Below are 21,762 nucleotides of genomic sequence, written 5' to 3'. Positions count from 1 at the left end.
CAATCGGTCGGTCAGATGGGGTCGTTTCCAAGCCTCGTGTCATCCGCTGCTGGTGCTGGCCGTAAGCAGATCTGGCAGAAGCTCGCGCAGCAGGGCGTACGTGGCAGGAGTCAGGTCCTCGGGCACCTCGGCCTCGCGTACCCGCATCAGCTCTCCGAGCAGGTTCCGCAGCTCAGCGGTGTGTCCCTCGGAGTGGGCGGCTCGCATGATGTCGTGCCACGGCCCGTCGTCGCCGCGCTCCGGGTCGGCCAGCCAGGCCTGCTGCACGGCCCAGCGCGCGCCGGTGGGGTCGCCGGCGTCGAGGTACAGCTCGGCGAGTTCGTGGGCGGTGTCCACGATCGCGGAGGTGAGGTGGCCAGGGTAGATGTCGGACTCGGGCAGCCAGGTGAATGGGTTGCGGGTGCCGGTGGCGTATGCGCGCTCGGCGCCGTCGAGCGGTGCGCCACGGACGAGCTCCAACGCGGCGCGCAGATCCTTTGCCCCGGCGGCTCCGCGGCTCTCACCTCGGCTGCGCAGTCGGCGGAACAGGTGCCAGTCCAGCAGGTAGCCGGTCCGCAGTCGGTAGAGCCGGTCGGAGCCCATCTCGGGCAGCCACGCGGTGCCGTCCGGCGATTCGCCGAGCCAGCGGCGAGCCCGGGTGATGGCCACCCGTCGGCTGGCGTCCTTGACCTGCTGGTCGGGCCACAGCGCGTCGGTGAGCTGCTCGGCCGAGGCTCCGCGGTTGCCACGCTGGGCGAGGTAGACGATGAGTTCGGCGTGGAAGCGTCGACGCTGGTCGGGGACCGGACCGGGTGCGTGGACGTCTACCGGCCCGAGCACGCTGATGCGCGGAAGGGTCGGGTCGTGCTCCCGCCAGGACCGCAGATCGGCGTCGAGATGCGGGTCGGTCTGGCGGCGGCGTTGCCGGATCGCCGCCGTGACCTCGCGAGCCGGAGCGGCAGCGTTGGCAAGAGTCTGCTCGACACGAGGGATGGCGACGATGGGGTCCGCTGGCGGCGATGCCTGAGTGCCGTTCGTCGGGGTGGACACCTCGCCGCCGGTTAGCAGGTCGAGCAATGCGCCGGCGGCATCCGTTCCCTCCGCCCACTCCTCTGGCTCGGCGGCCGGCGGAGTCGGCTCATCAGTCGTGGCCCGTGCCTGCGCCATAATCTCGACGAGCGGTTCGAGCTCGCGTACGGGTAGTCCGGCCGCAGCGCTCTCCACCTGGAGGTACGGCAGCGCGAGGTGGAGCAGGCCGTCCTCGTCCAGGACGACGGTGTTCGGGCCGGAATCGGCATGGGCGGTGGCCGAGCTGACGACGGCGACGGCGCACCTCCCGGCGTCCCGCAGCTCCTCGCCGAGGTTGTGGAGCACGCTGAGGTCGTCTTCGTCCGGCTCGGCGACGAACAGCACCTGAGGCGCCCATGCCTCGCCGACGTCGGTGAGGCGCCCGGCGAGGGTGTCGGGCGCTGCGGACGCGTTCAGGCCGGCCGACACTGCTGCGGCCCGGCGCCGCAGCCGCGCGACGGCCTCTCTGACCGACGACGACGCGCGCACCCGGCCCGGGTTGAGCGCGACGAGCAGTTCGGTCTCCGTCGCGGGAAAGCCGGCGACGATGACGTCGACGTCGTCGGACCAGGCGTTGCAGGCCAGTTCGCATGCCAGGTAACGCAGCAGGGCGCCGGTCCGCTCGCGGCCGCCGGCGATGGTCAGGTCGCCGAGCCGTTCGAGGTCCAGCAGTAGGTGCCGGCCGGGTTGCGATCCGACCGCGACGAGGGTGGGCAGTGGCGCGAGCTGCTCGGTGACGGCCGGCACGACTGCGTCCCCGGGCAGGGTCCACTGCGCGCCGTCCTCGGTCCACGGTACGGGTGGCTGCGGGCAGGGCTCGGTGAGCACGAGCGTGACGGCCTGGTCGACGATCCAGGCGGCGACGATGTCCGGCACCGGCTGTTCCCGCTCCGCCAGCGCCGCGGCGAGGCCGCGCAGGGCGAGGTCGAGCCGGTCGACGTCGGCGGGTTGCTCGGCCACGCGCAGGACGCGTTCCGTGGCGCCGCGGCGAGGGTGCGGCAGCCGGCGGCCGGGAAGGCGGTGCTGCCGTTGGCGGCGTCGACGGCGGAGCACCGCGGTTAGCAGCAGCGCGGAGAGCAGGCCCGCCCCAGCGAGCGATCCCAACACGATGGCGTCGCTGTCGCTGTCCTCGCCCGCCGGACCGCGCTCGCGGGCCGGATCTGCGGTCCCTGAGTCGTCGCTTGGAGACGCGGTCGTCGAAGGCGAGCTTGCTGAAGCCGTCGGCATCGGAGTATCGCTCGGCCGAGCCGGCGCGGGTGGAGCTGGCGGTACCGGTTCGCTTCCGTCGCGGTCCGGCGGACGAGGCGCGGTGGGCTCATCGCCAGCCTCCGGAACGCCAGGTGCCGGCTCGCCGCCAGTTCCGGGAGCGCTCGGAGCCGGCTGGGTGCGGCTACCGGCAATTATACGGCCCCGGGCGTGGTCGCCGGCGCCATGGTCGCGCGCACCAGACGGCAGGGTGATGCGCCACCCGCGCTCGATGTGGTCCGGGAACCGGTAGTCACGCCGCTCAAGATCGGCGTTGATGGCCACCAGCTCGGGGTAGCGGTCGGCGTCACCGAGGAAGCGCTCGGCGACACCGGCCAGCCAGTCGCCGCGCGCCACCTCGTAGACCAGCCGATCGGGTGCCTGCATGGTCCTGGCCACCGGGGATGCGACGACGGGGATCCGAAGCGTCCAGCCGGCGTACACCCGGGTGTTGCCAGTCTGGAGGCTCCGGCCATCCGGCTGCGCGAGGCCGTGGTTGGCCTCGGCGAGACGTTGCCAGGGCATGTTGTAGGCCTCGGCGATGTCGAGAAGGCTCTCCCCGCGCTCGACCGGATGCTCGACGTACCCGATTGTGGTCGGGGCGTCTGCCGGCGCGGCGGGGTTTGCCGCCGCGTTGTCGGAGCGGGGTGCGGCAACCGCCGGGGCGGTGAGGGCAGCCGGCGCTGCGGCGGAGGCCAGGGCCGGCGCGGCGACCGCGCCGAGAATGGCCGCAATCAACGCGGCAGCCGCGCGTTGCTGGAACCGCGCCCCAGGGATCCGAGCGGCGTTGCGCGGCACCTGGCCGCGCCGGCGTCCACGCAGTTGCGCGACGGTCTCCACGACCAGGGCCACGAGGAACGTAACCCAGGTCCACGCCGCCAGGAGCACCGCGGCCCAGCCGACCAGCGTCAACGTCTGCAGGAACAGGTCCCCGTCGTCCCGGCTGCTGAGCGCCTGCCAGATCTGCTCGGCGGCAGCGCGCGGATCGTTCGTGAGCGTCGAGAGCCACGTGCCCAGGCGGGGCAGCGGGTTGCCGGCGGCCCAGACGAGCAGCGCGGGCAGGGCAGCGGTCACCGCAACCACGGCGAGGGCGCCAACGCCGGCGACCAACTGTCGGCCGCGGCCGGTGGCGGGTGCGGTGGGTGCCACTGTTACTCCTTCGCGGGCTGCTACTGCGCGATCAACATGGCGGTCGCGCGACCGGTCACGGTCGTGCCTGCTCCCCCGGCGAACAGGTCGAGCAGAATCGGGTTGTAGGCGACCGTGACGGTCACGGTGAGCTGTTGGGCGCCGTCGACGGTGACCGAGCCGGTGACCCCGTCGAGGTCGTCGAGGTACGTCTGCACGGCGCCGGCGGCGACCGATGCCTCGATCTCCTTCGTGCCGCCGTCGATGGCCTGGCCGGCCTTGATCGCCTGCCCACCGGCGCGGGCCGCCTCGGCGGCGATGTTGTCGGCGCGCTGGTAGGCCCGCACCTTGGCGCCGCCGTCGACGACGAGGCCGATCAGGGCGAGAAAGGCGGGCACGAGGACGGCGAACCAGACCGTGACCCGGCCGTCGTCGCCGCGCAGGCGTCGGCGGAGGGCGGTCACGTTCTGCTCCGGTACGTGTCGAGCGGGCTGGTGAAGGAGGCCTCGAGTGGCACGGTGCCGGGCATGCCGGGCAGCGCCACATCCGAGAACGTCGCGGTGCAGCTGACCGTGGCGGTGACTGTGGCGGCCTGCCCGACCGGCACGTCAAAACCGGCGGTCGAGATGGTGACCTCCAGGCTGGTACAGCTCAACCCCTGGGCATCGAGCGTCGAGTCGGCGGCGGCCGACGCCTGCTCGTTCGCATCGCCGGCGGTACGTGCCAGCGACGCGGTGCGTGCGGCGTCGTACGCGGCTGCTTCGAGCGCCTGGCGGGCGATGTTGACCCGACCGCCGATGACGGCGCCGGCGAACAGCGCCAGGATGGCCGGTGCGACCACGGCCATCTCGATGCTCACCGAGCCGCGCTGCGCGCGGTTCCGCCGGGTGCTCATGGCGCGGTCGGCCGCTCGACAGGACCGTGCGCGGTCTTGCTGATCGTCCAGTTGAGCCCGGGAAACACGGTGATCGCCTTACCGGTGACGGTGACCCGCACCTCCGACCCGGTGCGGGTGGCGACGACCTGTTGGTTGTCCAGGCCCGCGCCGGCGGTCGAGAGGAAGGCGGCGGCACGTGCCTCACCGGCCGCGGCAGTCGACTGGTAACCCCGTGCGGCGTTCACGCCCTGGGTGGCTGCGCCCAGCGCGATCGACTGGGCGAAGTAGACCAGCCCGGTCTGCACGACGGCGAAGGTCAGCAGGAGCATCGGCAGCGCGATGACGGCGAACTCCACCGGTGAGCTACCCCGGTCATGGCGCCACCGGACGGCCCGCCCGCGCCGGGTGGGACGCGGACGGGCGGTGGCCAGGGGCTGCGTCACGGCTGCGTCGGGATGAGCGCGACCCAGCCGTTGGCGACGGCAACGATCGCCCCGGAGACGACAACGGCGCCCGCGACGAGGATCGCGGTGATGACGGCCGTGCCGACCGGGCTGTCGCCCCGCTCGGCTTCGGCCGGATCGGTCATGCGCTGCCAGTTCGTGGCCAGGTGCGCGAGGACGTCGTGGATGGTGTGCATGGCGGTTCCCTCCGTGTGGGTGGTGCCGGGGTCAGCGGACGAACAGGCGGGCCATGAACGGGTAGCCGATGAGGACGAGGAGCACGAGGATCAGCGCGGCGGCGGGGATGTCGAGCTTGTTGGTGCGCAGCTCCGCTTGGGCGAGTGCCTCGGTGCGGATCCGGTCCCGCATCGAGTCGGCTCGGGCGCGCAGCGTCTGGTGGACGCTGGCGCCTTCGCTGCCGGCGGTACGCATGATGTCGGCCAGGTCACCGAGCTCGATCACCTCGATGTCCCGGCCGAGGGCCTTCAGCTCGTCCCACGGCGGCCGGAGTTGCAGCTGGGCGCTGAGCAAGGCCTCCCGGATTCGGGCGAAGACCCAGCCGTGGCAGACGCTGGCGGCGCGGTCGAGCGACTCGACCGGACCGTGGCCGCCGAGGACCTGGTGGGCGGCGAGGTCCAGGTAGGTGCACATGGCGCGGCTGAACTCGGCCCGGGCGACGGCGGCCTTGGCGATGACCTCCCGGTGGGCAAGCGCCGCGCCGGCCAGCGCGGCGGCGACGGTCCCGCCGGCGGGGATGACGACCGGAATCGGTACGCGGAGCGCCGCGACCGCGATGGTGATGAGTGCCGGCAGAATGAGACAGAACAGCGCCGACAGCCCGAGCGTGAGGAAGTACTGGTCGGTGCTGCGACCCAGTAGCCGCAGGTCGGCGTGCGGCACGGTGAACCGGCGCCGGAGCCAGCTGACGCCGGCTGGCGGGGTGCTCGCGGTGGTGAGTGGCTGGAGGCGTCGGAGCGCCGGGCCGAGTGCCGGCGGGGCGGGGATCAGTTGCACGACCAGTAGGAACACCCCGAGGCCGGCCATCGCGCCGGCGATGACCATGGCGGTGACGTAGCCGTTGGTCATGCCATCGCTCCGAGCGTCTGGACCTCGGCCGGCGGGAGCAGCCGCTCCCGCCGGGGCGGCAGGCTGAGCTTGCGTACCGAGGTCATGAGCACGACGTACAGGCCGGCGAGGAACAGCAGCACAAGCTGGCCGAGCACGCTGCCGTAGGGCTGGAGGTAGTGCGGGTTGATCACCCCGTACGCCAGCACGAGGATGGTCATGCCGGTCAGGAAGCGAACGGCGAAGCGTGGGCCCTCGCGCTTGGCGTCGACGGTCGAGCGCATCTCGATCTCGGCGGCGATCGACCGGCTGATCGCGTTCAACACTTCGTGCAGGCCCTCGCCCCGGTCGGTGACGTGGAGCATCAGCGGCGCGATGACCTGGTCGGCGGTGTAGTCGTTGAGGTCGTCGGCCATCTGTTGCAGCGCGGCGATCGGGTCGCCGCTGCCCTGCAGGCGCGCGGCCAGGTCGCGTACCTCCTGCTCGATAAGCTGCGGCGCGGTCGCAGCGGTCGCGACGACGGCCTGCTGCAGGCCGATGCCGCGGGCCACGATGTCGGCCAAGCGGCGGGTCCAGGCCTCGACCGCCTCCAGGCGGGCGACGGCCTGCTTCTCGGCACGACCCGCGGCGAACAGCCACGGTACGCCGGGAACAGCGACGCCGATGATTACGCCGGCGGCGGGCCAGCCGGTCAGCAGCCAGGTCAGCGCGCCAGCAACGACGGCCGTCACCACCTTGATCTGGTGGGCGCGTTGTTCCCGGCGGGTGCGCCCGGACCCGGTCCACCAGCGGCCCGCCTGCTGGTGCAGTGCCGACGGCGGTCGCGGTGCCCGGGTGGTGCCCACGACGCCGAGGACGCCGACGACCGCGCCGGAGACGGCGAGCATGCCCGCCAGCACGGCGGCGAGGTCCAGCGGGCTCATGGCCGCCTCGCCAGGGTGTCGAGCCGGCTGGTCCAGGCACCGTGGTTGTGCTCGCCCTGCTGGATGTAGCCGCTGAGATGGCGAGGGTCGTAGCCGACCCGCAGCAGCGGTTCCCGCAGCCGTTCCGGCAGGTGTCGGGGCACGCCCCGCCCGTCCGGGCCCGGACCGAAGATCTGGGTGGTGACGAGCTGGTCGCCGCTCATCCCGCCCACCTCGAGCACCTCCGAGACGTACCGGTGCTTGCGCCCGCCGAGCTTGGTTTCGTCCTCGACGCTGACGTACACGATCAGGTCGATGGCGCCGGCGGCCATCCGCCGCGCCAGCTCGGCGGTCATCTCCGGCCCGTGCTGCAGGGCCAGCTCGATGACGCGGTCCATCACGGCGCGGGGGTGCCGGGCGTGGATGGTGCAGAGGCTGCCCTTGCTGGTGGCCATGGCCTGCAGCATCGGCACGATCTCCCGGGAGCGGACCTCGCCGACGATGATCCGTTGTACGGACATCCGCAGCGTCAGCGGGATCATGTCCATGATCGTGACCTCGCCGGCGGGGCGGCCGTCGGCGCCTCGGGAGCCGTGGCCCTCCCGGGATTCGAGGCTCATCGCCCAGCGGTGCCGTCCGGTGGTGTGCAGGCCGAGCTCGCGAGACTCCTCCAGGGTGACGAACTGCTCGCGGTCGGGGATCTCCCGGGCCAGGCCGCGCAGCAGGGTGGTCTTTCCGGCGTCGGCCAGCCCGGCGACCATGATGTTGAGGCCAGCTGCCATGGCCGCCTTGAGGAACTGGCAGATCAGGTCGTCGAGGGCGCCGTACCGGTCGCGGAGGTACTCCAAGCTGACGTCCATCAGCGTGTGGCGACGGATGGCCGCATAGGGGCGGACCGACACCTGCATGAGGACGGTGAGCCGACTGCCATCGGGCAGCTGCATGTCCAGCCACGGCTTGGTCGAGGACAGCGAGCGCTCGGTCGCGCCGGCGCGCATGGCCAGGACCTGGAACATGTCGACGAGTTCCTTGTCGGTCTCCGCGACCGGCTCGCCGACCGTGATCCGCCCGTCGGTGTGCTCGATCCGGACGTTGTCGCAGCCGAGGATGTGGATGTTCACGATGTCCGGTCGGTCGAGCAGCTGTTGGAGTCGGCCCAGGCCGAACATGTCGGCGGCGACCGCGTCGAGCAGCGCGTGCTCCTGCGCCTGCGAGATCGGCTGGCCGGCCTGGTGCAGCGTGTCCACGTGCTCCCGGACGAGACGGGCGGCGATGCGCTCCGCCTCGGCCTGGCGGTGCTCGGTGGAGACGTTTGGCGTCTCCCAGAGCGCCGCGGTCAGTTCCGCGCTGACCCGGGCGCGCAGCAGTCGCACCGCCGCGTAGTCGATGGTTTGTGGCTGGTCGACGGCCGGCGGCCGCGGTGCTTCCGGGGCCGTGCCGTTGGTCGGCCAGCGGTGGCCGTTCGCGGTGACACGGTCGGCCGCTGCCGGCCAGGTCGGGCCGCCGTGTCGACGCTCGTCAGGCACGGCCACTCCCCCTCGATGCAGTCGGGGCCAGGTGTACGCGCCGCCGCGCGATCGCCTCGCGTACGGCCGGCTCGGCGCTGGCGGAGGCGCGCAGCAGCTGCTGGCTACCGCGCAGTCGGCCGCCGCCGTCGCTCAGCACCTCAGCGGTACGCCGGTCGTCGGGTAGCTCGACCACCGTCGGCAGTTGCAGCCGCTGCTCGATCTCCCGGCGGCCGTAGGGGCCGTCACCGATCAGCGCCAGGGCGAGCGCTCCGGTGCCCTGGCCGTGCTGGGTCAGCTCCCGCCGCAGCATTTCCGCCGCGCCGGCGGCGGGCGCGATGGTGCGCAGGGTCGCCACACGTACGACGAGCAGCACGAGGTCGGCGCGGAACAGCAGCGGCCATGGCGGCGCGTTCGTGGCCAGCCGCCCGCAGTCGGCGATGACGTCGTAGCCCGGCTCGCCGCGTTCCAGCTCGGCGAAGTACACGCTCAGCATTTCCCAGGTGGGTCGCAGCGTTCCGGCCTGTACCGCGTCGTTGATGCCGGGCAGGAGGAGTCGCCGGCCCGGATCCCGTGCGTCGAGGTCGACGAGCTGGTGGGCGAACGTCTCGGCGAGCTGGTTGCGGAGGGCCGCAGCTGCGAGCGGCAGCAGGCCGACGGGTGGGATCTCGAGACGGGAGAGGTAGCCACTCAGCACGCTGCCGCCGGCCGGATCGCACTCGGCCAGCACGGTGCGTTCGCTCCAGGCCAGCGTGCAGGCGAGCGCCGTGGTGGTGACGCCGGGCGAACCCTTGGCCGAGACCATCACAATGATCGCCATGTCAGTTCCCCGTAGTCAGGGCGACAACGATCCGGCCGGCCGCCGCGCGGGAGGCGACGAGCGGTCCATCGCGTTCCGCCACCGCGACGTTGAGCAGCGTCGTGCCTTCCTTGGCGCCGGTGCGCACGTCCACGACGGTGGCGGTGATGCTGATCGGCGCCGTGGTGCTTGGCTGCTGGCTCGGGACCGGGCCGCTGTCGGCGGTCACGACGAGCAGCACCGCGGCGCCGGGCCGGACGCGGCCGGCAGGTAGCCGCTCCGGCGGCAGACTGAGACCCACGAGCTGCTTGCCCTCGCCGGGTACGGCTCGATCGGTGAGCTGGGCCCGCGTCAGCAACGTGCCGGGGACCAGTGCGACCGCCGCGAACTTGCCGACGACCTGGTCGGCGGCGCTCGCCTCGATCGGCTTGAGCGTCGGGTCGCCGGTGATCCGCACGGTGCTCAGGTCGGACCGCTGGATGGCCGAGCCGATCTCCACCGTCGTGCTCACCGCCAGGTACTCCGCGGTGGTGCCGACCTTGCGCAGCACGGTGACCGCGATCAGCCCGCCGGCGGCGACCAGCGCCACGGCCAGCCAGACCAGCGCCGGCCGCCACCGACGTTGTGGCGCGACGCGGGGGACGGCATACGGGGCAGCGACCGGCGAGGCGGTGCGTCCGGCCTTGGGCGGCGCACTGGTCATGACGTGATCACCTGCAGTTCGTCGATGTCGATCGTGATGGTGGAGGACAGGTCGATGGACTGGGAGCCGGCGTTGCCGCCCCCACTGCTCCAGGTGACAAGCCACGTCGTTGTGGCCGTGACGGTGTAGCGGCCGCCCGCGAAGGTGCTGCTCGGCTGGCGGTAGCCGTCGTATCCACAGTCCGGCGACCGCCTGTTGCCGAACGAAGGCCGGTACGGGGTGCCGGGCTTGGTGCAGGTGACGGACTGACCGTCACCCATGTCCCACACGACCATCTGCGCCCGCGCGGTGGCGGTGACCGACCGTCCCGGCACTGCGGCCGTCCGGGTGACGGGTCCCCAGGTGCTCGGGCTCACCCGGTTCCAGAGCCAGATCGGCAGTCCGACGAGGCCGGCGCCGTCGGTGCGCGGGGCGATCCCGATGTCGGGACCGTCGAGGTTCATCTGGGCGATGGCTCGCTGCGTCAGCTCCTGGTAGCTGGGCAGGATGCCGGCGGGCGGCTCCGGCGACCAGGCCGTCGTCTGCGAGGCGATGCCGCCGTAGACACCACAGGTGCGGATGCTCCAGTAGCCATCGGTCCGACCGTCGGGTGGTGGCGGAATCCGCCTGACGTAGCAGGACCCGTCCCACACCCCGAAGCTGTCGACCACGCACGGCACGGTCTGTCCCTCGTAGCGGCAGCCCTGCCCGGCGCCGCCGCCGCTGTCACCACCGCCGTCGTTACCGCCGCCTCCGGTGCCCGGCTTCTCCACCACCCAGTAGCAGTTGCCCAGCGCGTCGCAGTGCTCGTAGTCGGCGTGAGCGACGTCGGGCGCCAGCAGCGCGCCGGCGCCGACCGTCAGGAGCAGGGCCACGATCCTCCGGGTCAGCATGGCCGTTCCCGTTGGGCGTTGACCTCCCGGATGCGCCACTGGCCGTCGTCGAACAACTCCGCCTTGGCGGTCACCACGTACCTCGTGGCCTGACCTTCGGTCCGTACCGATTTGCCGGTCTTCTTGGAGACCACGTCCCACGTGCCGGTGTCGAAGCAGTCCTCGATCTCGGCGGTGAAGGGGCGGCGGCTCGTGTCGACACTGCGCACCGCAGGCGTCGAGAACGGTTCGCCTTCCGTGACGAGTCCCTGCTGGAACTTGATCAGCAGGTCCTGGCGCACGGTCGGCAACGCCGGGTCGGCCACGAACCTGTCGAGCTTGGCGTTGTAGTCACCCTTGTTCGACGCGGTGACGTAGGCCCGAACGTAGTTCCGGTAGGCCGCCAGCGCGGCAGCACTGGCTGCGGTGTTCTCGGCGTCGGCCGTCGAAGAGGGCGCGGCAGACGACGTTGCCGTCGTGGGACTCGGCGTCGCGGCCGGGTCGTCGTTACCGCAGCCAGCCAGGCCGGCAACGACGATGACGGCGAGCCAGGCGGTAACGCGGACGTCAGCCCGCCGGATCCTGCTTACCGTTGCAGTCAACGTGATGCCTCCCGTTGGTGACGGACGCGGCTCGGGCTCCTGTCGCGGCCACGCTGCCGGCAGGTGCGGAGGAGCGGCTCCTTGCCGCGAGCGCGGCGACTGACTCTGGGATGCCCGGCCCGGAACATTGACCGGTCCGAGCAGCCCAGCGTCCCCCTCCGAGCGTCGGTGCCGGGAAAAGTTCGCTCCGGACATCGATAGACTCCCCCATAGGCTGGCCAACTGTCGCCTTGACCAGCCAACACAACGGGTGTTGAGCGAATTGCATCGTGGCTCAACGCCCGTTGCTCCAAACAGGAGCGAGCATACGCTCACGTTCCGTGCATGTGTCAACATCTGTTTTGTTGGCGCTTGCATCTGCGACACTGTCGTTTAGTCGCTGGAGGGTGATGAGTCATGGTCGACGATCGGCATGTGGAGCAGGAGCTGCCATCCCTCGACACCCTGGCCGCCCGGCTGGAGTACCTGTTCGACCGGATTCGGCCGACCCCTGAGGAACTCGGCGAGTCCGACGAGCCCGACCGCCGGTACACCAACAAGGAGATCGCCGACAAGATCAACGCGACTGCGGCCGAGACCGGTGTCTCGATCAGCGCGGCCTACATCGGAGAGTTGCGCCGCGGCGTGGCCAGCGACCCCCGCACCTCCCACGTCCGCGCCCTGGCCGCCGCCTTTGGCGTGAGCTCCGGCTACTTCGTCGACGACGCGGCGGCACGACGGATACAAGAACAGATCACGCTGCTCAGCGAGCTGCGTCGGATGGACGTCAAGCAGGTGGCGCTGCGCCAGGTACTCGCCGACAACGGATTGTCAGCGCGGGACACGCAGCTCATCGAGCAGATGGTCGCCCGACTGCGCGCCGTCGCCGAAGCGGCCGGCCCGGACGAGACCAACACCGCGCCAGACGGTCGCAGATAGCCGTGTTGATCCTTCGGTGGCAGTACGCCGACGAGCGGGGGAAACCAGACGTGAAGTTGCACCGACTACGCAAGCGCTGCGAGCAGATAGCCGCGGAGGTGGAGATACCGAAGCCGTTCGACATCCAGCGGCTGTGCGACCTGCTCGGAGAGCGGCGTGGCCGACCCATCCATCTGGTGCCGATCCGGCTCCCCGCCCTCACGGTCTGCGGCATGTGCGTACCGACCGGCGAGTTCGACGCCATCTTCTTCGAGCAGGACACCTCTCCCCTGCATCAACTGCTAATCATCGGTCACGAATTGGGGCATCTGCTCGCCGGCCACCAGACGACCGAGATCCTGGATCCGGAAGCCTCCCGGCTGCTCCTGCCCGATCTGGACCCGCAACTGGTCCAGCGCAGCCTCGGCCGGAGCAACTACGCGGCCGCCGAGGAGCGCGAGGCCGAGATGATCGGCTCGCTGCTGCTGCGACGGGCACGCGCCGGCCGGATGGTCGAGCAGGACTCGCCGCTGGACAGCCGGCACACCGAGCTGTACGGCCGGTTGCGGCACTCGCTGGAACACCCTGACTGGTAGCCGAGATGGACACCATCCTGTACACGCTGTGCGCGGCCGCCGGCTGGCTCGCCTTCGGCTACATGCTGCGGCTCCAGCGACGCCAGCCGAGCCAGGTCCGAGGCGCGATCTGCGTGGCGCTCGGTGCCTTCGCCGCCGGGATCACGCTCGCCATCCCGCCCATCGCGGCGGGCATCGACTCGGCGTCCGGATTGTCGAACCTGGCCAAGGTCATGTCTCACGGCTGCGCCATGACAATCGCCGCGAGCGCCGAGAACATGCTCCTTCACCTGTCCCTACCGCAGGCGAAGGCAGCAGCCCGCAGCCGGATCTGGGTGTGGGTCACCGGCAGCGCCTTCCTCGCCATGGTCGCCCTGTTCACCTACACGCTCACCTACGACAAGCCGGTGCTCCTGACCGTCGAGTACGCGCGGGATCCCGCCGTCACCGCGTACCTGCTGATCTTCATGCTGGTCGGCTTCTTCGCCTACTGCACTGACATCGCCCGGCTGTGCTGGCGATTCGCCCGCATCTGCGGGCGGCCGTGGTTGCGCCGCGGTCTCCGCCTCACCGCGGTCGGCGCCGCGTTCGCGCTGCTCTACAGCACCAACAAGATCGTCTACCTCGTCGCCTACTGGCTCGGTTACCAGCCGGCCGGCGAGCGGGAGATCGCCTCCGTCCTAGTCACCATCGGCGCGCTACTCATGATGATCGGCTTGACCATGCCGGCGTGGGGCCCGATCTTCACCATCACCCGACGCTGGGACGACTACCGCGCCTACCGGCAGCTCGAACCGCTCTGGCTGGACCTCGTCGCCGCCCTGCCGGAACTCGAACTCGACCCCAGCCTGCGCCGACCGCTCGGCGCCGTCCGCGACATCGACTACGCCCTGACCCGCCGGGTGGCCGAGATCCGCGACAGCCGCCTGGCCCTTCGCCCGTACATGGACGTCAAGGTGACGGAGCTGGCCGAGCAGTTCGCCGAGCAGGCCGGCCTGAGCGCCGACGAGCAGCGGGCCAACGTCGAGGCCGCGCACCTCGCCTGCGCCCTACGTCGACACCGGGCCGGGCTCGTGGCCGCGGTCCCCCAGCCGGCAGACGAGCTGTACCGCCCGGAAGGCGGCTACGCCGGCGAGATCGGATGGTTGGCCCAGGTCACCACCGCCTACACCCGTTCTCCCGTGGTGGCCCGGACGCTCGTCGCGGCCCGGCTTGCGGCCGCTCAGGGTGCCCCGACCTCCCGGGTTGGAGAAGCCCCACGATGAGAAAGCGCTACGCCAACCTGGCCCACATCCGCACGCTGGACCCCGAGCGCGACTGGCTGGAGATCTACCAGACGATGCTGCGGTTGGAGTTCCCGTGGGACATGAAGCTGGGGCTGAACCTGGCGTTCAACCGGTCGTTCTCCATTCCGGCCATTGCCGCGGTGCACACCGCCACCGGTGAGCTGACCGAGCGCACCCAGAAGCGCATCGACGACACCGGCCTGTTGATGTACGAGATGGTGCTCAACGGCTTCGACCAGCCGCGTGGTCGGGAGGCGCTGCGCCGGGTCAACCAGATCCACCGCCCGTACGACATCCCCAACGAGGACTATCTCTACGTCCTCGGCTGCCTGGTGGTCATTCCAACGCGGTGGCTCGAACGGTACGGCTGGCGTCCGCCCTGCTGCCACGAGCGGCGGGCGACCTTCCTGTTCTACCGGGAGTTGGGCCGGCGAATGGGGATCACCGACATCCCCGGCTCCTATGAGGAGCTCGAAGTCTGGTTCGATGCGTACGACGCTGACCACCTAACGCCCAACGACGACGCTGCAGCGATCGAGCGGGCGACCCGGTCGCTGCTGCTCGGCCGGATCCCCCGGCTTCTCGCGCCGCTGGGCAACGAGCTGGTCAGTGCGATGTACGACGTACGCCTGCGGGAGGCAATCCAGGTAGCTGCACCCTCCTGGCCAGTCAAGGTTGGCCTAGCCGTCGCACTGAAGGGGCGCTCCTGGCTCCAGCGCTGGTTTGGCAAGCCTCGAGCGGAAGGGCTCTTCACCAATGGAATCGCGACCAAGAGCTATCCCAACGGGTATGAGATCGGGCAACTTGGCCCAGTCCACCCTACGTTTCGTTGGACTACACCCACCGATGATCAGGCCTCTTGAGCGGCACCTTCGGTCGATGTAGAACCAAGACAATCCTGAAACCCTCTGCACAGGCGAAGTAACTTGGAGTGTGGCGGCTTGTCTCAGAGCGTTTCCCCACCGGACGGCATCGAATCGGCCGAGATGGCTGAGGCCGGGGCATCCCCCAGGAAGAGCTCGCGGCTTAACCTGAGCCGGGGATGGTGGCAAGGAGTTGGCGCCTTGGTCGGCTTAGCTGGCGTGATCGTGAGCGTCATCGGCATAGCAGCGGCATGCAACACGGACAAACAATCCACTGCGCCATCCAATAGCACAGTGGTGCAAAATCAGGAGATCACTGGCAACGATAACTGCATCGGCCAAGGCACTGGCAACACTATCGTCTGCCCGCCGAAAGCCAGATCGTTCGGTAACGTCACCCTGGAAAGCCACAAGATTGTCACGGCCTTTTTTGCTGGCCCACCGGATCAGCTTCCGGTGCCGCCAGCCTACCCAGTCGAAGCCACACAAGGGCATTGTGACGAATGGCGAGACTGGCTAGCGGGCGATTCTCGGATTTACATGACGAGCCCCATTTTCGAGATCGGAATGACGGCTGGCCACGACGATTTGGTGGTGGTTAAGGATGTCAGAGTAGAGATATTCAAGCGGACACCGGCGACGCCGGGCACGACAATCAAGTGCCTCTACGGCGGCGGCTCGAATGCCGGAGTTAATGTCTACGTCGACACCGCCGCCCAGCGCACGACCTTTCAGCCGTTCGAGAGCGACGAGGTCACAGAGATGCCGCCGGGCTCCCTCACGCTAGGACAGGGAGATGCAGGTTTTTCGAACGCGGCGGTTATGGTCAAATCAATGGATGGCTTCCTTTACGAAGGACGCCTCGTAGTCGAGGCCATCGTGAACAGCAAGCCAGAAACCATTAGATGGGGCAGCCAACAGCAGCCTTTTCGATGGCTGTCCGACGAGAGTGGTCAGTTCACAGCCGAATATGGCAAGGAATGGGACTGGAACCCTGTAACTGAAAGATGGGTGCAAGGGCTAGATCCATTCAACCTCAATAAGTGATCGCCACCAGCCTGCAAATCCGCGATCCGAGACGACGCCGGGCAGCAGTCTCCACCCTTCGGCATGGAGGCCGACCGAATCACCATCTCAAGTAGAACAACGAATCCACGTCGTCGATCGAATTGAGTGGCACACGCTGGCGGCAGAAGGCACTACTGTTGTAGCGGCCTGCGGATAGCAGCGACCTGTCGGCTCCAGCCGCTGACGGCAATCACCTTCACGACGTCGCCGGTCTTCGGTGCCTGAACGAGATACTGCCGACCGCTCCGGTCAGCGCCGATGTACATCCCGACATGGCCGGGCCGAGACATCGTGCCGTCGGAGCCCGGGATGAAAATCAGATCACCGGGCTGCATCACAGCCAGCGAAGGGACAGCGACGCCAGTGTGCACCTGGTCGGCGGTCACCCGAGGGATCCGTACTCCCCCCTTGGCCCAGGCGGCCATCATCAGGCCCGAGCAGTCGTAGCTTTCGGGTCCTTCGGTACCCCAGACGTATGGCTTGCCTCGCTGGGCCAGCGCGAACGCGACAACGGCCCGGAGTTGCGGGTCTGCCGGCAGTATGAAGCCCTCGGGAAGACCCTCGTCGTCCATCGGCGGCATCCCGTCACCGCCGTCACTGGTACAGACGATGTCCAGGCCGTCGCTGATCGCCGCAACGAGATGCTCGGCCTCTGACTGCCATCTCGCGTACGCATCGGGAAACGCCGAACGCTGCACCGCTTGCGCAGCCTGGGTGAGGGGCATGGTCTGCCAGCCGTCGATGTCGAGCAGGCGCTCGTAGAACTTCCGGCTGGCGTATCGCGGATTCAGGATCTGCTCGGGTGTCCCCCAGCCCTGGCTGGGACGCTGCTGGAACAGGCCGAGTGAGTCGTGGTCGTTTTCCGCGCCGAGGTGGCCGAGGTTACGCAGGGTGGATTCCTGCATCGCGGTGGCGACGGCGATTTCCCAGCCGTAGCGCGGCACATTTAGCTCAGCGCCGACGGCGACGATGGCGGCGGCATTGCCGACCTGCTCGGAGGTCCACGAGCCCTGCTCGGGCCAGACCGGCGGCGTGGCTGTCGCACCGGGCGAGGCGCTGGGTGGGCTGATGGTGCAGGCCATTGCGCGGTCTGCGCTCAGGATCGAGACTGGGACCATTACGACCAGCGCCATCGATGCCAGCACAACAGCAACGAGTCCGCCCACAACGATCAGCCAACGGCGGGTCATCGCAGGCCGGCCAGGCGGATCTCGTAGCTGGTGACTCGCCAGCCTGGACCGACAGCGCCGCCGCGGCGCAGGTCGCAGTAGACGACGCTGTGTTCGGTCCGACTGCGCCAGCCACGTTCTCCCACCTGGGGCGCATTCACCGGGCAGGCCCGCCGAGCGGTGATCCCGCCCGCGGCCGCCGGTGGCACGTCGGCGAAGGGCGTCACGAGGGCCTGGATGTAGGCGCGGTGAGCGGTCCAGGTCGCCCAACGGCCGTCGTGGTCGGCTGCGGCGCTCTGGCCGACCAGGGTGCCGCTGGCGAATCGCATGGCCCGCCGGTAGGCGTCGCCCGGCCGCGCGTCGCGGCGGGTGTCGGCGCTGTAGAGGGACATTACGAACCGTTGGCACACCTGGCCCGGGTCTACATACCAGAAGCCGGGCTGCGTGGGCGGCGGCACCGGGACCGCCACGATGGTCGGCACGGGAACGGACGAGCCTCCGCCAGCGCTCGGTTCGGGCGGTGTCGGCTCGGTCTTGGCAGCGCAGCCGGTAACGGCCAGCGCCATCATCACTGCCGCCGCGACTCGTTGTGGCGCATTCATGGCACGACCCTGTCGGGCCGTCGGGGCCGTTACCGCTGCCGTCGGCTGCAAGCAGCAGCGGTAGCGGAGAAGGCCACTCCGGCATCAACTCTGCCGTCAGCAGCTCCTAGCCAGGGTCGTGGCAGACGCCCGCCCGGGTGTCCTGACCGTCAGGAGATTGCTGTGCTTGCTCACCACCTCGCCGGCGTCGCGGCCGAGCTGTTGGCCGCTCCGACTCCGGCTCCTCTCCCTCCCCCGGGTCTGGAGAGCGCCGGCAACATGTTCATCGGCTGGATGAAGTGGATCCTCATCATGGCGGGCGTCGGTGGCCTGCTCATCTGCGGGATCATGATGGCCGTCGGTCGACGCAACCGGTCGGCATTCGCTGCCGACGGCGCCGCCGGCATCCCGTGGGTGCTGGCGGGGTTGACGTGCGGGGCGGTCGCCGCGGTCGTAGTCGGCACGGTTATCCCGGGCTGAGCCATGACCTACGACGTCATCGACCGCGCCCGCCGCGCCACGCGCCGCCGGCTCACCACAATCTGTCTGACCGCCGTGGCACTCACCGCTGCCGTGGCCGCAGCCGTGATGGCCACTACCGCCCCGGACCGGCCTGCCGACTCACCCTCGGGTTCCGCGATGTCGACCTTCGCCGTCACCAGCGCGACCTCCGGTAGCGAAACGCAGGGTTTTAGTGATCTCAAGTGGGTCGACGTCGCGGGTATCTCGCTGCCCGTGTCAAGCCGCACCGGTCCTCGCATCACCGGCGGAGGTCAGGCGCGCGGGTTCGCGCACGACCAGGCCGGTGCGCTGCTCGCCGCCGTGCACATCGTCGTACGCATCAACCCACAGGTCGGCCCGACCGTCTTCGAACCGACGCTGCGCGACCAGGTGGTCGGGCCCGATGCGGCCGCGATGCGGGTCCAGGTCGCGCAGGCGTACGAGGAGCTCCGCGCACAACTGGGCGGGCAACCTCTCGGACGCTTGAACGCCATCCTGCGGGGCTACCGCATCGTCAGCTACCGCGATGACGAGGCGGCCGTGCGGCTGCTGACCGAGGCGCCGGGCGCCAACGGCGTACCCCTGCTGGTGGTCGCTGAGGTGCGCGTGCGGTGGACCGGCTCCGACTGGGCGCTGCTGGCGCCTGCTGGCGGGACGTTCGAGCAGACCGTGATGGCGGCCTCGGACGCCGATACAGCGACGTTCCTTCCCTTCAGCGTAGGTAGGTGACCTGATGCCGCTCTGCAATCCGTTCCTGCCCACGACCTGCTCCGGCGTCATCGTCGGTGGCGTCAACCCGGGGGCCTCGGTCCGCGACTCCATGGTCAACGCGATCCTCGACGGGCTGGCCAACGCGGTCCGGGAAGGGATCGAGTGGGTCGCCGGCCTGCTGACCAGCTGGACACTGATCCCGTCGAACAGTCTGTGCCCGACCAACGGCTCGGACCCGGGGCGATGGGCCTCCGACTGGATGGCCCAGTGCAACTCCGCTGGCGGCCCGGCGCAGCAGCTACGCGGATTCATGCTGCCGCTGACGATCCTGGTCCTGGTCGGCGGCCTGGTCTGGCAGGGCATCACCATCGTCGTCAGCCGCAAGGGCGAGCCGCTTCTGCAGGCCGTACGCGGCGTCTGGAACACCGCGCTGTGGGGCAGCATCGGCGTCGCCGGCACCCACCTGGTCCTCAAGGCCGGGGACAACTACTCCATGTGGCTGCTCAACGAGGCGATCTTCAAAGAGTCCAACAAGCCGCCCAACGAGGCGATGACCACGGCGCTCGGTGGGGTGTTGCTCCCCGGCGCGGCGGTCGCGCCGTTCGTGATGATCCTCGTCGGCATCGTGGTCATACTCGCCGCCGTCGTGCAGACCATCCTGATGGTCTTCCGCGAAGGCTCGGTGGTCATCCTGGCCGGGCTGCTGCAACTGGCCGCAGCCGGATCGGTCACCCGAGGCACGAGCCAGTGGCTGCACAAGACCCTCGGCTGGTCGCTGGCGCTCGCGCTGTACAAGCCGACGGCCGTGTCGGTATACGCCACCTCGTTCGTGATGATGCGCGGCAACGGGCGCGACTGGCTGATGGGCCTCGGCATGCTCGCCCTGTCGGTGATCGCCCTGCCGGCGCTGATGAAGTTCTTCACCACCTTCACCGGCGGCGTCGCCTCCGCAGGCGGCGGCCTCGGCATGGCCGGCGCCGGCGCGGCGGCCGGCCTGCACGCCGCGTCGTCGGTGCGCGGGGCGGTCGGTGGCCACAGCGCCGGCGATCACGCCCGCTACCTTGACTCCCAGGGACCTGGTAGCGGCGGAGGCGGCGGCCCGAGCGGGGCGGCAACGGTCCCGTCGGCGCCCGCACCAACGAGCGGGCCCGGCGGTACGAGCGGTAGCGGGCCGAAGGTCATGAACGGCGCCGTCGCCGGCGGCTCGACCGGGCCGGTAACGCCCGCAGCGACCGGATCGGCCGGTGCCGGCGCTACCGCGTCCGCCGGTGGTAGCGCTGCTACCGGAGGCATGGCCGGGGCCGGTGCGGCGGGAGCGGCGACCGGGCCGGCGGCGCCGGCGGTCATCGGCGCCGTGCTGGCCGCTCAGGCCGGGACCGCGGTGGCAAAGGGCGTTGCGAACACCGCCGGCTCCGCGATGCGAGACGGGAGCTCGCCGTCGTGAGCAGCGATCAACCGCAGGTACGCACGTACGGCGGCTGGCGGCGCGCTCGCGGCATGGGTCTGTTCGGCCTCGGGCCGATGCAGACGTTCACGGTCCTCGCGGCGATCACCGCGTTGATCGTCTCTGGCTCGCTCGGGCTGCGGGCGGTGGCCGTTACCGCCGGGCCGTGTGCGCTGCTGGTAGCGCTGCTGGTGCTGCGGTGGGACGGGGTGCCGCTGTCGGCCGGGATCGCCCAGCGCGTGCGATGGCTGGTCGGTACGAGCCGCGGCTACACCTCGTACCGCTCCGGGGTGATGGTGGCCGGCGAGCACGCCTGGCAGCTGCCGGGCGTGCTGGCGCCCACCAGCCTGCTGACCGTGGCCGACGAGAGCGGCGGCGGGTACGCGGTGGTCTACAACCGGCGGCTGGGCACGATGACGGTCACGCTGCGCTGCGCGGCCACCTCCACCTGGCTGGCCGACCCGGAGGCCAGCGTGGCGTGGGTGGCCAACTGGGGCGGTTGGCTGGCGAACCTGGGCTACCTGCCGATCGTCGACCATGTCGCCGTCACGGTGGACACCGCGCCGGACCCGGGCTCCCGGTTGGCTGACCATGTCAGCCGTCGGATCGTGCCGCACGGGCCAGCCTCGGCCCGACGGGTGCTGCGACGGCTGGTGGAGGTGTCCCCGGCGGCCGCCGCCGACGTGGAGACCCGGGTGTCGCTGACGTTCAAGCCCCGCGCCTCCCCCAGCAAGCCCAAGAACCTCGACGAGGCCCTGGACGAGATCAGCCGTACCCTGCCGGGTCTGCAGGACTCCCTGGGCAGCTGCGGTCTGACCGTGCTCGACCGCGCCAGCGCCGACACCATCTCGGCCATCGTGCGTACGGCGTTCGACCCGGCCGCCCGCGGCGACGTCGCGCGCCTTGCCGCGACTCCCGGGCTCGACCTGGGCCGGTGGGTGGGCTGGGACAGCGCCGGACCGGTGATGGCCGATGAACACCTCGACCGGTACGTCCACGACTCCGGCACGTCCGTGTCCTGGGCCTGGCACGAGGCACCACGTCAGCACGTGCACGCCGACGTCCTCGCCCGGCTACTCGCCCCCGGCCCGTACCCGAAGCGGGTGTCGCTTCTCTACCGGCCCTTCCCCGCCGGGGAGGCCGCGCGGATCGTCGAAAGCGAGGTCAACGCCGCAGCGTTCCGGGCGGCGTACCACCGGGCGCAGAAGCGCGACGAGTCCGCCCGCGATCACGCCGACCGGGAACGGGCCCTGCAGACCGCACGCGAGGAGGCGACCGGCTCCGGGGTGGGGCTGATGTCGCTGTTCGTCACCACCACCGTGGTCTCCGCCGAGGATCTGGGGCGGGCCGTAGCCGACGTCGAGTCCCGCGCCGACGTGGCCAAGATCCGGCTACGGCGGCTGCGCGCCAGCCAGGCCGCCGGCTTCGCCACCACCCTGCCCTGCGGCGTGTGCCCACCGCAGCTGGCCCGCCACTGGCCCCACTGACCTCACCACCAGG

The 21,762-nt window shown here is 70.3% G+C and carries 23 protein-coding genes; 9 read left to right on the top strand and 14 right to left on the bottom strand.

Features of this window, described 5'->3' with window-relative positions; translation table 11 throughout:
* Positions 1–39: 39 nt before the first annotated feature.
* The 12 genes from O7546_RS10210 to O7546_RS10155 form a co-directional block, all read right to left on the bottom strand.
* Complete coding sequence (locus O7546_RS10210) at positions 40–3,204, bottom strand: LysM peptidoglycan-binding domain-containing protein (RefSeq protein ID WP_281600795.1); 3,165 nt, start codon at positions 3,202–3,204, stop codon at positions 40–42.
* 257 nt (positions 3,205–3,461) lie between these two features.
* Positions 3,462–3,884: a TadE/TadG family type IV pilus assembly protein gene (locus tag O7546_RS10205; RefSeq protein ID WP_281600794.1), complete on the bottom strand. Its 423-nt coding sequence runs from the start codon at positions 3,882–3,884 to the stop codon at positions 3,462–3,464.
* Positions 3,881–4,267, bottom strand: a complete 387-nt coding sequence (locus O7546_RS10200; protein ID WP_281600793.1) for a TadE/TadG family type IV pilus assembly protein — start codon at positions 4,265–4,267, stop codon at positions 3,881–3,883. The genes O7546_RS10205 and O7546_RS10200 overlap by 4 nt, the downstream gene beginning before the upstream one ends.
* Positions 4,268–4,311: 44 nt before the next feature.
* Positions 4,312–4,653, bottom strand: a complete 342-nt coding sequence (locus O7546_RS10195; RefSeq protein ID WP_281600792.1) for a TadE family protein — start codon at positions 4,651–4,653, stop codon at positions 4,312–4,314.
* An 83-nt stretch (positions 4,654–4,736) separates the two neighbouring features.
* A complete protein-coding gene (locus O7546_RS10190) occupies positions 4,737–4,937 on the bottom strand; it encodes a hypothetical protein (RefSeq protein ID WP_281600791.1) in 201 nt (66 codons plus the stop codon).
* A 31-nt stretch (positions 4,938–4,968) separates the two neighbouring features.
* The gene (locus O7546_RS10185) at positions 4,969–5,826 is read right to left on the bottom strand and encodes a type II secretion system F family protein (protein WP_281600790.1); all 858 of its coding nucleotides are present in this window, start codon (positions 5,824–5,826) and stop codon (positions 4,969–4,971) included.
* Positions 5,823–6,728, bottom strand: coding sequence for a type II secretion system F family protein (locus O7546_RS10180; RefSeq protein WP_281600789.1), 906 nt, complete (start codon positions 6,726–6,728; stop codon positions 5,823–5,825). The genes O7546_RS10185 and O7546_RS10180 overlap by 4 nt, the downstream gene beginning before the upstream one ends.
* The gene (locus O7546_RS10175; protein WP_281600788.1) at positions 6,725–8,233 is read right to left on the bottom strand and encodes an ATPase, T2SS/T4P/T4SS family; all 1,509 of its coding nucleotides are present in this window, start codon (positions 8,231–8,233) and stop codon (positions 6,725–6,727) included. Before O7546_RS10175 ends, O7546_RS10180 begins: the two co-directional genes overlap by 4 nt.
* Positions 8,226–9,032, bottom strand: a complete 807-nt coding sequence (locus O7546_RS10170) for a ParA family protein (RefSeq protein WP_281600787.1) — start codon at positions 9,030–9,032, stop codon at positions 8,226–8,228. Before O7546_RS10170 ends, O7546_RS10175 begins: the two co-directional genes overlap by 8 nt.
* A gap of 1 nt (position 9,033) precedes the next feature.
* Positions 9,034–9,714 carry an SAF domain-containing protein gene (locus O7546_RS10165; protein ID WP_281600786.1) on the bottom strand — a complete coding sequence of 227 codons (681 nt, stop codon included), beginning with the start codon at positions 9,712–9,714 and terminating at the stop codon, positions 9,034–9,036.
* Complete coding sequence (locus tag O7546_RS10160; protein WP_281600785.1) at positions 9,711–10,586, bottom strand: hypothetical protein; 876 nt, start codon at positions 10,584–10,586, stop codon at positions 9,711–9,713. Before O7546_RS10160 ends, O7546_RS10165 begins: the two co-directional genes overlap by 4 nt.
* On the bottom strand, positions 10,580–11,167 hold the full coding sequence (locus tag O7546_RS10155; RefSeq protein WP_281600784.1) for a hypothetical protein: 588 nt from the start codon (positions 11,165–11,167) through the stop codon (positions 10,580–10,582). Before O7546_RS10155 ends, O7546_RS10160 begins: the two co-directional genes overlap by 7 nt.
* Positions 11,168–11,563: 396 nt before the next feature.
* Here O7546_RS10155 and O7546_RS10150 point away from each other — a divergent pair, with 396 nt between their 5' ends.
* The 5 genes from O7546_RS10150 (at position 11,564) to O7546_RS10130 (ending at position 15,835) form a co-directional block, all read left to right on the top strand.
* Positions 11,564–12,085, top strand: coding sequence for a hypothetical protein (locus tag O7546_RS10150; RefSeq protein ID WP_209961267.1), 522 nt, complete (start codon positions 11,564–11,566; stop codon positions 12,083–12,085).
* A gap of 50 nt (positions 12,086–12,135) precedes the next feature.
* Positions 12,136–12,660 carry an ImmA/IrrE family metallo-endopeptidase gene (locus O7546_RS10145; RefSeq protein ID WP_036343520.1) on the top strand — a complete coding sequence of 175 codons (525 nt, stop codon included), beginning with the start codon at positions 12,136–12,138 and terminating at the stop codon, positions 12,658–12,660.
* Positions 12,661–12,665: 5 nt separating this feature from the next.
* The gene (locus tag O7546_RS10140) at positions 12,666–13,904 is read left to right on the top strand and encodes an MAB_1171c family putative transporter (protein WP_281600783.1); all 1,239 of its coding nucleotides are present in this window, start codon (positions 12,666–12,668) and stop codon (positions 13,902–13,904) included.
* A complete protein-coding gene (locus O7546_RS10135) occupies positions 13,901–14,788 on the top strand; it encodes an oxygenase MpaB family protein (RefSeq protein ID WP_281600782.1) in 888 nt (295 codons plus the stop codon). The genes O7546_RS10140 and O7546_RS10135 overlap by 4 nt, the downstream gene beginning before the upstream one ends.
* A gap of 219 nt (positions 14,789–15,007) precedes the next feature.
* On the top strand, positions 15,008–15,835 hold the full coding sequence (locus tag O7546_RS10130) for a hypothetical protein (protein WP_281600781.1): 828 nt from the start codon (positions 15,008–15,010) through the stop codon (positions 15,833–15,835).
* Positions 15,836–15,987: 152 nt separating this feature from the next.
* Here the strand turns inward: O7546_RS10130 and O7546_RS10125 are convergent, their stop codons facing one another.
* Both O7546_RS10125 and O7546_RS10120 read right to left on the bottom strand, forming a co-directional pair.
* On the bottom strand, positions 15,988–16,989 hold the full coding sequence (locus O7546_RS10125; RefSeq protein ID WP_281600780.1) for a C40 family peptidase: 1,002 nt from the start codon (positions 16,987–16,989) through the stop codon (positions 15,988–15,990).
* A gap of 53 nt (positions 16,990–17,042) precedes the next feature.
* Entirely contained in the window at positions 17,043–17,627 is a 585-nt protein-coding gene (locus O7546_RS10120; protein ID WP_281600779.1) for a hypothetical protein, read from the bottom strand.
* A gap of 162 nt (positions 17,628–17,789) precedes the next feature.
* On the opposite strand from O7546_RS10120, the gene O7546_RS10115 reads away from it, so the two are divergent.
* The 4 genes from O7546_RS10115 to O7546_RS10100 are packed head-to-tail and all read left to right on the top strand — an operon-like array spanning position 17,790 to position 21,749.
* On the top strand, positions 17,790–18,086 hold the full coding sequence (locus tag O7546_RS10115; RefSeq protein ID WP_281600778.1) for a hypothetical protein: 297 nt from the start codon (positions 17,790–17,792) through the stop codon (positions 18,084–18,086).
* A gap of 3 nt (positions 18,087–18,089) precedes the next feature.
* Positions 18,090–18,836, top strand: coding sequence for a hypothetical protein (locus tag O7546_RS10110; protein ID WP_281600777.1), 747 nt, complete (start codon positions 18,090–18,092; stop codon positions 18,834–18,836).
* Between the two features lie 4 nt (positions 18,837–18,840).
* The gene (locus O7546_RS10105; RefSeq protein ID WP_281600776.1) at positions 18,841–20,262 is read left to right on the top strand and encodes a hypothetical protein; all 1,422 of its coding nucleotides are present in this window, start codon (positions 18,841–18,843) and stop codon (positions 20,260–20,262) included.
* Positions 20,259–21,749 (top strand): SCO6880 family protein, encoded by a 1,491-nt coding sequence (locus O7546_RS10100; RefSeq protein ID WP_281600775.1) that lies wholly within the window; start codon positions 20,259–20,261, stop codon positions 21,747–21,749. The genes O7546_RS10105 and O7546_RS10100 overlap by 4 nt, the downstream gene beginning before the upstream one ends.
* Positions 21,750–21,762: the final 13 nt, after the last annotated feature.

The sequence above is a fragment of the Micromonospora sp. WMMA1976 genome (assembly GCF_027497335.1).
In the GTDB taxonomy this organism is placed as follows: domain Bacteria; phylum Actinomycetota; class Actinomycetes; order Mycobacteriales; family Micromonosporaceae; genus Micromonospora; species Micromonospora aurantiaca.
This window is presented reverse-complemented; position numbering and strand designations above follow the sequence as displayed.

Bases quoted from the DNA above. Each gene is read 5' to 3' on its own strand.
- O7546_RS10200 (WP_281600793.1), bottom strand. From the start codon at position 4,267: ATGGCCGTGGTCGCACCGGCCATCCTGGCGCTGTTCGCCGGCGCCGTC.
- O7546_RS10165 (WP_281600786.1), bottom strand. From the start codon at position 9,714: ATGACCAGTGCGCCGCCCAAGGCCGGACGCACCGCCTCGCCGGTCGCT.
- O7546_RS10120 (WP_281600779.1), bottom strand. From the start codon at position 17,627: ATGAATGCGCCACAACGAGTCGCGGCGGCAGTGATGATGGCGCTGGCC.
- O7546_RS10185 (WP_281600790.1), bottom strand. From the start codon at position 5,826: ATGACCAACGGCTACGTCACCGCCATGGTCATCGCCGGCGCGATGGCC.
- O7546_RS10125 (WP_281600780.1), bottom strand. From the start codon at position 16,989: ATGGCGCTGGTCGTAATGGTCCCAGTCTCGATCCTGAGCGCAGACCGC.
- O7546_RS10140 (WP_281600783.1), top strand. From the start codon at position 12,666: ATGGACACCATCCTGTACACGCTGTGCGCGGCCGCCGGCTGGCTCGCC.
- O7546_RS10190 (WP_281600791.1), bottom strand. From the start codon at position 4,937: ATGCACACCATCCACGACGTCCTCGCGCACCTGGCCACGAACTGGCAG.
- O7546_RS10180 (WP_281600789.1), bottom strand. From the start codon at position 6,728: ATGAGCCCGCTGGACCTCGCCGCCGTGCTGGCGGGCATGCTCGCCGTC.
- O7546_RS10135 (WP_281600782.1), top strand. From the start codon at position 13,901: ATGAGAAAGCGCTACGCCAACCTGGCCCACATCCGCACGCTGGACCCC.
- O7546_RS10150 (WP_209961267.1), top strand. From the start codon at position 11,564: ATGGTCGACGATCGGCATGTGGAGCAGGAGCTGCCATCCCTCGACACC.
- O7546_RS10105 (WP_281600776.1), top strand. From the start codon at position 18,841: ATGCCGCTCTGCAATCCGTTCCTGCCCACGACCTGCTCCGGCGTCATC.
- O7546_RS10110 (WP_281600777.1), top strand. From the start codon at position 18,090: ATGACCTACGACGTCATCGACCGCGCCCGCCGCGCCACGCGCCGCCGG.
- O7546_RS10170 (WP_281600787.1), bottom strand. From the start codon at position 9,032: ATGGCGATCATTGTGATGGTCTCGGCCAAGGGTTCGCCCGGCGTCACC.
- O7546_RS10160 (WP_281600785.1), bottom strand. From the start codon at position 10,586: ATGCTGACCCGGAGGATCGTGGCCCTGCTCCTGACGGTCGGCGCCGGC.